The sequence below is a fragment of the Streptomyces sp. NPDC003016 genome (assembly GCF_053591455.1).
In genome coordinates this window covers 1-10,071 of the sequence record NZ_JBSFTV010000083.1, presented here as the reverse complement: position 1 = coordinate 10,071, position 10,071 = coordinate 1, and the positions used below count along the sequence as shown (strand labels likewise).

Sequence of the window (10,071 nt, the reverse complement as noted above, 5' to 3'; positions counted from 1 at the left end):
GACGTCGGCGTCCGCCATCAGAATGATCTTGTGATAGCGGAGCTTCTCGATGTCGAAGTCCTCGTGCACACCCGTGCCGAACGCCCCCCCCACCACCGGTGGGGGGCACAGCCCGTTGCGGCGCGGCGGCCGGTCAGCTCTCGCTCACGGTGATCGCCTGGGACGGGCAGATCACCCCCGCCTGCCACGCCGCCTCCCGGGCCGGCTCGTCCGCCGGCTCCGCCAGGACCAGGACGATGCCCATGTCGTCCTGGTCGAAGACGTCGGGAGCCGACAGGACGCACTGTCCGGCCCCCACACAGCGATCGGTGTCCACGCTGATGCGCACTGTCATTCCTCCGTCGGTTACCTGCGGTCGTGCCCGGGCCGCCCGTCGCGGGCGGCCCGGTCGTCTCGTGCTGCGGTGGCGCGTCTACCAGCGGACGGGCAGGGAGTGCAGCCCGTACAGCACCCCGTCGTACTTGATCGGCAGCTCCGTCACCGGAACGGCCAGTTCCAGCGTGGGGATCCGCTCGAACAGCGTCCGGTAGGCGATGTCCATCTCGACCCTGACGAGGTTCTGGCCGAGGCACTGGTGCACGCCGTACCCGAACGCCACGTGCGAGCGGGCGGAGCGGCTGGGGTCGAACTCGTCGGGGCGCTCGAAGACGGTCCCGTCGTGGTTGGCGGCGGCGACCAGCGGGATGATGCCCTCGCCGGCCCGGATGAGCTGCCCGCCGATCTCCACATCCTCCACGGCCACCCGGAAGGCGACCAGGTCGGCCACCGAGTAGTAGCGCAGCAGCTCCTCGACCGCCCGCTCGTCGCCGATCCACTGCGGGTTGGACAGCAGGGTGACGACCCCGAGCCCGATGTTGTTCGCCGTCGTCTCGTGCCCGGCGATCAGCAGCAGCATCGACACGCCGGACAGCTCCTGCTTGCTGAGTGTCCCGTCGGCCAGCAGCTGGCTGATCAGATCGTCGCCCGGCCGCTTCTGCTTGACGGTGATGAGCCGGTTGAGATAGCGCAGCAGTGCCTTCGAGGCCGCCTGCCGCTGTTCGTCGGTGGAGGTGAGCGTGACCAGGACCCGGGTCCTGGTCTCGAAGAAGTCGCGGTCGGCGTTGGGCACGCCGAGCAGACTGGAGATCACCAGGGACGGCACGGACAGCGCGAAGTCCGCGATCAGATCGGCGGTGTCGCCCGCCGCGAGCATCGCGTCGATGCGCTCGTCCACGATCTGCTGGATGGCCGGCCGCATCTCCCTGACCTTGCGGACCGTGAACTCGGGGATCAGCGTCTTGCGGAACCGCCCGTGCTCCGGCGGGTCCAGGGCCACGAACCAGCCGGGCACCTCGTCCTGGGACGGCACACCGCCGGTCTTGGCCGCACGGGGAAAGCCGGGGTGCGAGGGATTGGAGCTGATCCGCGGATCGGTGAGCACCGCGCGGACGTCCTCGTGCCGGGTCACCAGCCACACGAGCTCCCCGGAGGGCAGGGTGGTGCTCACCAGCCCTTCCTGCTCACGGAATTCCAGATACTGGGGCGGTGGGAACGACTGGCCGGGCTGCCGCAGCGGGAAGGCGACCGGGCACCTGTCGACAGTTGTCATCTTCTCAATTTCCCTGGGGTCGGACACGGCTCAGGCGGCGTAGAACTTGCGGACCCTCCCGACGATGAACTCCTGGTCGTCCGCGGTCAGTCCGGTGTGGGTCGGCAGGTAGAAGCCGTCCTCGCTGAAGCGGCTCGCGTTGAGCGAGGGCCAGACGGGGTCGAGATATCCGGGCTGGCGGCTCATCGGCTTGAAGAACAGCCGCGTCTCGACGCCCTCGTCCTTGAGGAAGTCCATCAGCGCGTCGCGGCGGTCGGCGCGCAGGTCGTACATCCACAGCACGTCGCGCGGCGGCATCAGGGTGATCCCGTCGATGCCGCTCAGGCCCTCGTCGTAACGGCGCTCTATCTCCCGGCGGGTGGCCAGGATGGAGTCGAGCTGTTCGGTCTGCGCCAGCGCGACGGCCGCTTGCATGCTCGTCATACGGAAGTTGTAGGCCAGCTTCTTGTGCAGGAAGCTGTGGTCCTTGGTGAACGCCATCGCCCGCAGATGGGCCATCTGTTCGGCGAGGTACGGGTCGTCGGTGAGACAGATCCCGCCCTCCCCAGCGGTGATGATCTTGTTGGCGAAGAGCGAGAAGCAGGCGATGTCGGCGACCGGCCGCACGCCGTGCGCCTCGGCGGAGTCCTCCACCACGCGCAGGCCGTACTGATGCGCCAGATCCATGATCGGGTCCATGTCGCACCGGCGGCCGTAGATGTGCACCGGCATGATCACTTTGGTGCGGGGGGTGATCTTCTCCTCGATGCGCGAGACATCGATGTTGAGATCGTCCCCGCAGTCCACGAAGACGGGGGTGGCGCCCGTGTAGGACACCGCCCAGGCCGAGGCGATCATCGTGAACTCGGGGACGATCACCTCGTCGCCGGGGCCGACACCGAGCGCGCGCAGCGCCAGGGTCAGCGCCGTCGTCCCGGAGGAGCACGCGACCCCGTGCGCGCTCCCGTTGTACTCGGCGAACGCGGTCTCGAACTTCTTGACGTACGGTCCCTGCGAAGAGATCCAGCCGCCGCTGACGGCGTCCGTCACGTATTCGAGTTCACGCCCGCCGAGCCAGGGCTTGGACACGGGCTGTGTGTATGACATCGGATCCTTCGATCAGTCGTTGGCGAGAGCGGGTTCGGACAGGGCGGGAAGGCCGAGCAGGAGATCCGCGGCGGCCGCCCGGCCGCCCGCGGCGCGCAGCAGCTTCGAGAAGTGCTCGGCGCGCTCACGGAACGTGCTGTCCGTGAGCACCCGGGTGAGCTTGTCGACGACGTCGTCGGCGTCGACGGTCTGCGGGTGGTCGAGGGTCAGGCTGACCCCGAAGTCCTGGCCCCGCACCGCCTGGTCGTCGCAGTCGACCCACAGGGGGCGCACCACCAGCGGCTTGCCGAAGTACAGGCCCTCGTGGTACCCGTTGCCGCCCGCGTGGGTGAAGAAGACGGCGACCTTCGGGTGGGCCAGGACGTCGAGCTGGGAGGGCACCCAGTTCTCGATCCGCAGGTTGTCCGGCAGTTCCTCGCGCGGCGGCAGCAACTCCTGCTGCTCCTTGGGGAGTTTCCACAGCACGGAGTGGCCGTCCGCCAGCCGCCGTGCCACATCCACCAGCGCGCCGACCTGCTCGCGCGTCAGCCGGGTGATCGTGCCGAAACCCATGTAGACCACGGACTGCTGGGCGTCGAGCCAGTCGGAGAGACCGCCGTCGTCGGGGGCCTGCGGCAGCGGCGGCACCATGGCGCCCACCAGCCGCATCTTCTCCGGCACCGGGAAGGGGTAGTCCAGCTCGGGCACCGAGTAGCACAGCACCATCTCGGCGTGATCGATCCTGGCCATCATCTGGCGCGCCTCGGGCGAGATCCCCAGCTCTCCGCGGATCCGGTTGTCCTCCTCGACCACCTTGCGCATCGAGGAGGTCATGAACATCCCCAGCGTCCGCAGCCTGAACAGCTGGTTCTCCACCCGCTGCGCGAACGTCATGTCCAGCGGCAGCCCGGAGTGCGGCACCGGGAAGCCGCTCGGGGTGTACGACTTGGCGAACGGGACGTGCGACGTCAGGACATTGCTCGGCACGAACGGGACGCCGAGCACAAAGGGAATCCCCTTCGTGATGGCCAGCTCGTACCCGAACTGGCACATGGACTCGATGACCATCAGCACCGGCTGCACCTCGTCGACAATGGCTTCGAGGCGCTTGTACTTGTCCACCCGCGACGCCGGTGCGAAGGAGTGCTTGATGACCGCGCGGTGCGCCTTGAAACGCGAGCGCTGCGTCACCTCGCGATAGGTCTCGTCGTCCCAGGTGACGGCCGACATCTGCGGCACCACATCACCGAGCGACGCGAACTCCACGGGCGTTTTCACGGTGGCCGCGCCGATATCCGAGCGTCCTTTTTCGTCGGCCGCGAACCACAGGTCCTCGACACCGCGGCGGGACAATTCCTCCGCGAGTACGAGCAACGGGTTCAGGAGACCGCTTTCGGCATAGCTGACGAACAGGACAGGCCGCCGAATCGAGCCCATGGACAACACCCTCCGGAAGTGACAGCCCCAACGGCAGGCGCCACAGGTACCCACACGGCCGGTCGCCGGGTGGCCGCGCCGCGCGTTGAAGCGGAGCAGTTACTTGGTCTCACACCACGCTCCGGAGAATCCCTAGTCTTCCGTGCCGAGTCCCGGAATTCCTTAGGGAAAAGTACAGCGTTGACGCACCTACGATCCGGAACGAAGAGGTGTCCGGGCCCGACTTCCTAGGGGTGTGCAACGTCATGACGATCGGAGCCGACCAAGACCCGGTAGTGGTCGTCGGGATGGCATGCCGCTATCCGGGGGGAGTGCACTCCCCCGAGGAGCTGTGGGACCTGGTCCTCGCGGGCCGTGACGCGATATCCGGCTTCCCCGCGGACCGCGGCTGGGACCTGGACGCGCTGGCCGGCGAAGGACCGGACCGCAGCGTGACGCGTGAAGGCGGGTTCCTTCACGGGGCGGCCGACTTCGACGCCGCGTTCTTCGGCATGTCGCCGCGCGAGGCGATCTCCACCGACCCGCAGCAGCGGCTGGTGCTGGAAACCGCGTGGGAGGCCGTCGAACGCGCGGGGATCGACCCCCACGGCCTGAACGGCAGCCGGACCGGCGTGTTCGTCGGCACCAACGGCCAGGACTACGCCGCCGTCACCCAGCGGTCCTCGGAAGACCTCGCGGGCCACGCCATGACCGGCCTGTCACCGGCCGTCGCCTCCGGGCGGCTCGCCTACACCCTCGGCCTCGAAGGTCCCGCGGTCACCGTCGACACCGCTTCCTCCTCCTCGTTGGTCGCCCTGCACTGGGCGGCGCGCTCGCTGCGCGCGGGGGAGTGCTCGATGGCGCTGGCCGGCGGTGTCACGGTGATGTCCACCCCCGTGGGATTCGTCGGCTACTCCCGCCAGGGCGGGCTGGCCCCCGACGGACGCTGCAAGGCGTTCTCCGACGACGCGGACGGCACGGCCTGGGCCGAGGGGGCCGGCATCGTCGTCCTGGAACGGCTCTCCGACGCGCGGGCCCGCGGCCACCGGGTGCTCGCCGTCCTGCGCGGCAGCGCCACCAACCAGGACGGCGCCTCCAACGGCCTGACCTCTCCGAGCGGCCGGTCGCAGGAGCGGGTGATCCGCCAGGCACTGGCCGACGCGGGACTCCGCGCCGCCGACGTCGACATGGTCGAGGCCCACGGCACCGGCACCAAGCTCGGCGACCCGATCGAGGCGCAGGCACTGCTGGCGACGTACGGACAGGACCGGCCGCCCGGCCACCCGCTGCGGCTGGGCTCCCTCAAGTCGAACATCGGGCACGCCCAGGCGGCGGCCGGGATCGCGGGATTCATCAAGACGGTGATGGCCCTGCGCCACGGAGTGATGCCCCGGACCCTGCACGTCGGCGAACCCACCTCGCACGTCGACTGGACGGACGGCGCCGTCGAGCTGCTGACCGAACAGACCCCGTGGCACCCCGCGGGACGGCCGCGGCGTGCCGGCGTGTCGTCCTTCGGCATCAGCGGCACCAACGCGCACGTCATCGTCGAGCAGGCCCCGGACGAGACGGAGCAGCCCCCGTCGGCTCCCGAGCCCGCGGTGGTGCCCTGGCTCGTGTCGGCCCGGACCGAGGCGGCGCTGGCCGACCAGCTGGCCCGGCTCGACGACTTCGTGGCCGACGCCCCCGAAGCGACCGCCCTCGACATCGGCCATTCCCTGGCGACGGGCCGCGCCGCGCTCCGGCACCGGGCGGTCCTGCTCGCGCACGGACAGGATGTGACCGAGGTCGCCCGCGACGAGGCCGGCGACGGCGCCGTCGCGATCCTCTTCCCCGGCCAGGGCAGCCAGCGCCTGGGCATGGGACGCGAACTCCACGCGCGCTTCCCGGCCTTCGCACGCGCCCTGGACGCGGTGGTGGACGAACTGGACCGGCACCTCGAGCGTCCGCTGCGCGACGTCATGTGGGGCGACGACCCGAAGGAGCTGGACCGTACGGGCTGGACCCAGCCCGCGCTGTTCGCCGTCGAGACGGCGCTGTTTCGGCTGGTGGAATCCCTGGGCGTCCGCCCCGCCGTGGTGGGCGGCCACTCGGTCGGCGAGATCACCGCGGCCCATGTCGCGGGCGTGCTCTCGCTGGCCGACGCGTGCCGGCTGGTCACCGCCCGCGCCGCACTGATGCAGGCCCTGCCCGCGGGCGGCGCGATGATTGCCGTGCAGGCGGCCGAGGACGAGGTCCTGCCGCTGCTGGCCGGCCGCACCGACCGGGTCTCGGTCGCCGCGGTCAACGGACCCGCGTCCGTGGTGATCGCGGGCGAGGAGAGCGCGGCCCTGGAGATCGCCGCGCACTTCGCGGACCAGGGGCGCAAGACCAGCCGGCTGCCGGTGTCCCACGCCTTCCACTCGCCGCTGATGGTCCCGATGCTGGCGGACTTCCGCGCCGTCGTGGAGACGCTCACCTTCCACGAGCCGGCCGTCCCGGTCATCTCGAACCTCACCGGCGCACCGGCCGGCGCCCTGCTGTGCACCCCCGACTACTGGGTGCGCCATGTGCGCCAGGCCGTGCGCTTCGCCGACGGCGTCACCGCGCTCGGCGAGGAGAACGTGGACGTCCTGCTGGAGCTGGGCCCCGGCAGCGCGCTGAGCGCCATGGCCACGGAGAGCCTCGGCGGGGCCGCCCGCCCCATGACCGTCGTCCCCGCGCTGCGCAAGGGCCGGCCCGAGGAGGACGCCCTCGTCGCCACCCTGGGCCGGCTGCACGCCGTCGGGGTCCCCGTCGACTGGGCGGCCTTCTTCGCGGACACGGCCGCCCGGCGGGTCGACCTGCCGACCTACGCCTTCCAGCACGAGCGGTACTGGCCGGCCCCGCCCGCGGGCGCCGGGAACCGGGGGATGGGCGCCACCGGGCACCCGCTGCTCGGCGGCACCCTGGAACTCGCCGAGGGCGAGGGCCTGGTGTTCACCGGAGAGCTCTGCACCCGCACCCACCCCTGGCTCGCCCAGCACGTCATCGCGGGACGGATCACCCTGCCGGGAACGGCCCTGCTGGAGCTGGTGATCCGGGCGGGCGACGAGGCCGGCTGCGACCGGGTCGAGGAACTGATCCCCACCGCACCGCTGATCCTGACCGAGCACGGCTCCGTACGCCTGCAAGTGCGCCTCGGCGCGGCGGACGGCATCGGACGGCGCGCCGTCACGCTCCACTCCAGGCCACAGGGCGCCGTCGACGAGCCGTGGACCCGGCACGCGACAGGCGTCCTCGCCCCCGCTCACCAGGGACCGCCGGTCTGCGCGGACCTCGGCTCCGGCACGGACGTCTGGCCGCCGCGGGACGCCGAGCCGGTGGAGCTGGAGGGGTACTACAAACGCCTCGCCGACCAGGGCTTCGAGTACGGCCCGGTCTTCCGGGGGCTGCGCGCGCTGTGGCGCCGGGGTGAGGAGACCTTCGCCGAGGTCGCCCTGCCCGCCGAGGCGTCCGACGCGGCCGCGTACGGGCTCCACCCCGCCCTGCTGGACGCGGCGCGGCACGCCGTCATGACGGAGGACGGCAGCCTTCCCGAGCGCTGGCGCGGAGTGTCCCTGCACGCCGGCGGAGCCACCGCACTGCGGGTGCGGATCGCCCCCTGCGAGGACGGGCCGGGCACCGTGCTGCGGCTCGCGGCCGCGGACTCCTCCGGAGCCCCGGTGCTCACCGCCGAGACCCTGCGGGTGCGCCCGCTGTCGGCCCACGAGTTTCCCCCCGTCCCGCTGATCTCAGGGCCCAGGGCGGCGGCGGACTCCGGCACCGCCCGCACCACTCGGCCGCCCGCGGCCGGGCCGGTCGTGCGGGACGACCACGCGCCCACCCTGTCCGAGCAGCTGGAGCGGCTGCCCGAGGCCAAGCGGGAGCGCCATCTGCTCGATCTCGTACGGTCGGAGGCCGCCGCGGTGCTCGGCCACGGCAGCCCGGACGCCATCGGCGCGCACCAGGCCTTCAAGGAGATGGGTTTCGACTCCCTCGCGGGCGTCGAGCTCTGCGACCGGCTCGGCGCACTCGCCGGCCGGCCGCTGCCCAGCACCCTCGTCTTCAACTTCCCGACCCCCGCACGGGTCGCCGGGCGTCTCGCCACGGTCCTCGCCGCACCCGCCGCCCCGGCGACGGGATCCGCCGAGGACGAGATCGCCAGGTTCGAGGCCGCCGTCCAGGCGACGTCGGACGGTTCCGAACGCCAAATGATCGCCGACCGTCTGGAGAAACTCATCTCCACCCTCCGGCAATCCACGCCCTCCGCGCCGAGTGCTTCGGGCGAGGACATCGACACGGTGTCGGTCGACAGACTGCTCGACATCATCGATGAAGAGTTCGAAACCACATAAGAATTGCTGCTTTCGTTCGCGACCCGATGATGAGGACGGACCGGTGCCAGAAGATCAGCAGGACAAAGTCGTCGACTACCTGAGGCGAGTCACTTCCGATCTCCGCCGTGCGCGTCAGCGCATCGGAGAACTGGAACTCAAGGACAATGAGCCCATCGCCATTGTCGGAATGAGCTGCAGGCTGCCCGGCGGAGTCCGCTCTCCGGAAGCCCTGTGGGAACTCGTCGAATCCGGTGGCGACGCCATATCGGGATTCCCCGCGGACCGCGGCTGGGATCTCGACCGGCTCACCGGGACGGGCGAAGGAAACAGCGCCACCCACGAAGGCGGATTCCTCTACGAGGCACCCGAATTCGACGCCGGTTTCTTCGGCATCTCCCCGCGCGAGGCGCTGGCCATGGACCCCCAGCAGCGACTGCTGCTGGAAGTGACCTGGGAGGCCCTGGAGCGGTCGGGGATCGCCCCGACCGCGCTGCGCGGCAGCCGGGCCGGGGTGTTCGTCGGTGCCTACCACTGGGGCGCGCCGTCGGCGGCCGCCGCCGGTGAGCTCCAGGGACACGCCCTGACCGGCACCGCCGCCAGCGTGCTGTCGGGACGCATCGCCTACACCCTGGGGCTCGAAGGCCCCGCCATCACCGTCGACACCGCCTGCTCGTCCTCACTGGTCGCGCTGCACGTGGCGGCGCAGTCGCTGCGCAACGGCGAGTCCTCGCTGGCCGTCGTCGGCGGCGTCACCATACTCGGCGAACCCTCGGTCTTCGTGGAGTTCAGCAAGCAGGGCGGCCTGGCCGGCGACGGCCGCTGCAAGGCCTTCTCCGACGAGGCCGACGGCACGGGCTGGGGCGAGGGCGTCGGCGTACTCGTCGCGGAACGCCTCTCGGACGCCCGGCGCAACGGACACCAGGTCCTCGCCGTGCTGCGCGGCTCGGCGGTCAACCAGGACGGCGCGTCCAACGGCCTGACCGCGCCCAACGGCCCCTCCCAGGAACGCGTGGTCCACCAGGCCCTCGCCACCGCAGGACTCACCGGCGCCGACATCGATGCCGTGGAGGCGCACGGCACCGGCACCAAGCTCGGTGACCCCATCGAGGCGCAGGCCCTGCTGGCCACGTACGGCCAGGGCCGCGACCCCGAGCGCCCGCTGTGGCTCGGCTCGCTGAAGTCCAACATCGGTCACACCCAGGCCGCCGCCGGAGTCGCCGGCGTCATCAAGATGGTCATGGCCATGCGCAACGGCGTGCTGCCCGCGACCCTGCACGCGCAGACGCCCTCCTCGCACGTCGACTGGTCCTCGGGCGCGGTACGCCTTCTGACCGACTCCGTGACCTGGCCCGAGTCGGACAGGCCGCGCCGGTGCGCGGTGTCCTCGTTCGGCATCAGCGGCACCAACGCCCACGCCCTGCTGGAGCAGGCCCCGGAACCGGCCGAGACGGACGAGCCCGCCGCGGCGCCCTTCGCCGCCGCAGCCGTGCCCTGGATCCTGTCCGGCCGCGGTGAGACGGCGGTACGCGACCAGGCGGCCGCCCTCGTGGCGCACCTGGAGACCGCCCCGCCCGTCGTCCTCGGCATGGCGCGGAGCCTCGTGGTTGCCCGTGGCGCCCTCGACCGGGAGGGGCTGCCACAGCGGCTTGTCCGTCTGGAACGGGC

The 10,071-nt window shown here is 71.2% G+C and carries 5 protein-coding genes and 1 pseudogene; 2 read left to right on the top strand and 4 right to left on the bottom strand.

The window, feature by feature from the left end:
* Window positions 1-133: 133 nt before the first annotated feature.
* The 4 genes from ACWDZ4_RS34765 to ACWDZ4_RS34750 form a co-directional block, all read right to left on the bottom strand.
* On the bottom strand, window positions 134-328 hold the full coding sequence (locus tag ACWDZ4_RS34765; protein WP_450264315.1) for a ferredoxin: 195 nt from the start codon (window positions 326-328) through the stop codon (window positions 134-136).
* 84 nt (window positions 329-412) lie between these two features.
* The gene (locus tag ACWDZ4_RS34760) at window positions 413-1,588 is read right to left on the bottom strand and encodes a cytochrome P450 (RefSeq protein ID WP_450264311.1); all 1,176 of its coding nucleotides are present in this window, start codon (window positions 1,586-1,588) and stop codon (window positions 413-415) included.
* A gap of 30 nt (window positions 1,589-1,618) precedes the next feature.
* Window positions 1,619-2,674, bottom strand: a complete 1,056-nt coding sequence (locus ACWDZ4_RS34755) for a DegT/DnrJ/EryC1/StrS family aminotransferase (RefSeq protein ID WP_450264312.1) — start codon at window positions 2,672-2,674, stop codon at window positions 1,619-1,621.
* Window positions 2,675-2,686: 12 nt separating this feature from the next.
* Complete coding sequence (locus ACWDZ4_RS34750; RefSeq protein ID WP_451512377.1) at window positions 2,687-4,090, bottom strand: glycosyltransferase; 1,404 nt, start codon at window positions 4,088-4,090, stop codon at window positions 2,687-2,689.
* Window positions 4,091-4,350: 260 nt separating this feature from the next.
* Between ACWDZ4_RS34750 and ACWDZ4_RS34745 the strand changes: the two are divergent.
* Both ACWDZ4_RS34745 and ACWDZ4_RS34740 read left to right on the top strand, forming a co-directional pair.
* Window positions 4,351-8,424: pseudogene (locus tag ACWDZ4_RS34745) on the top strand (type I polyketide synthase); the annotation flags it as partial.
* Between the two features lie 43 nt (window positions 8,425-8,467).
* Window positions 8,468-10,071, top strand: a 1,604-nt coding sequence (locus ACWDZ4_RS34740) for a type I polyketide synthase (protein WP_451512376.1), incomplete at its 3' end; no start/stop codon positions are given.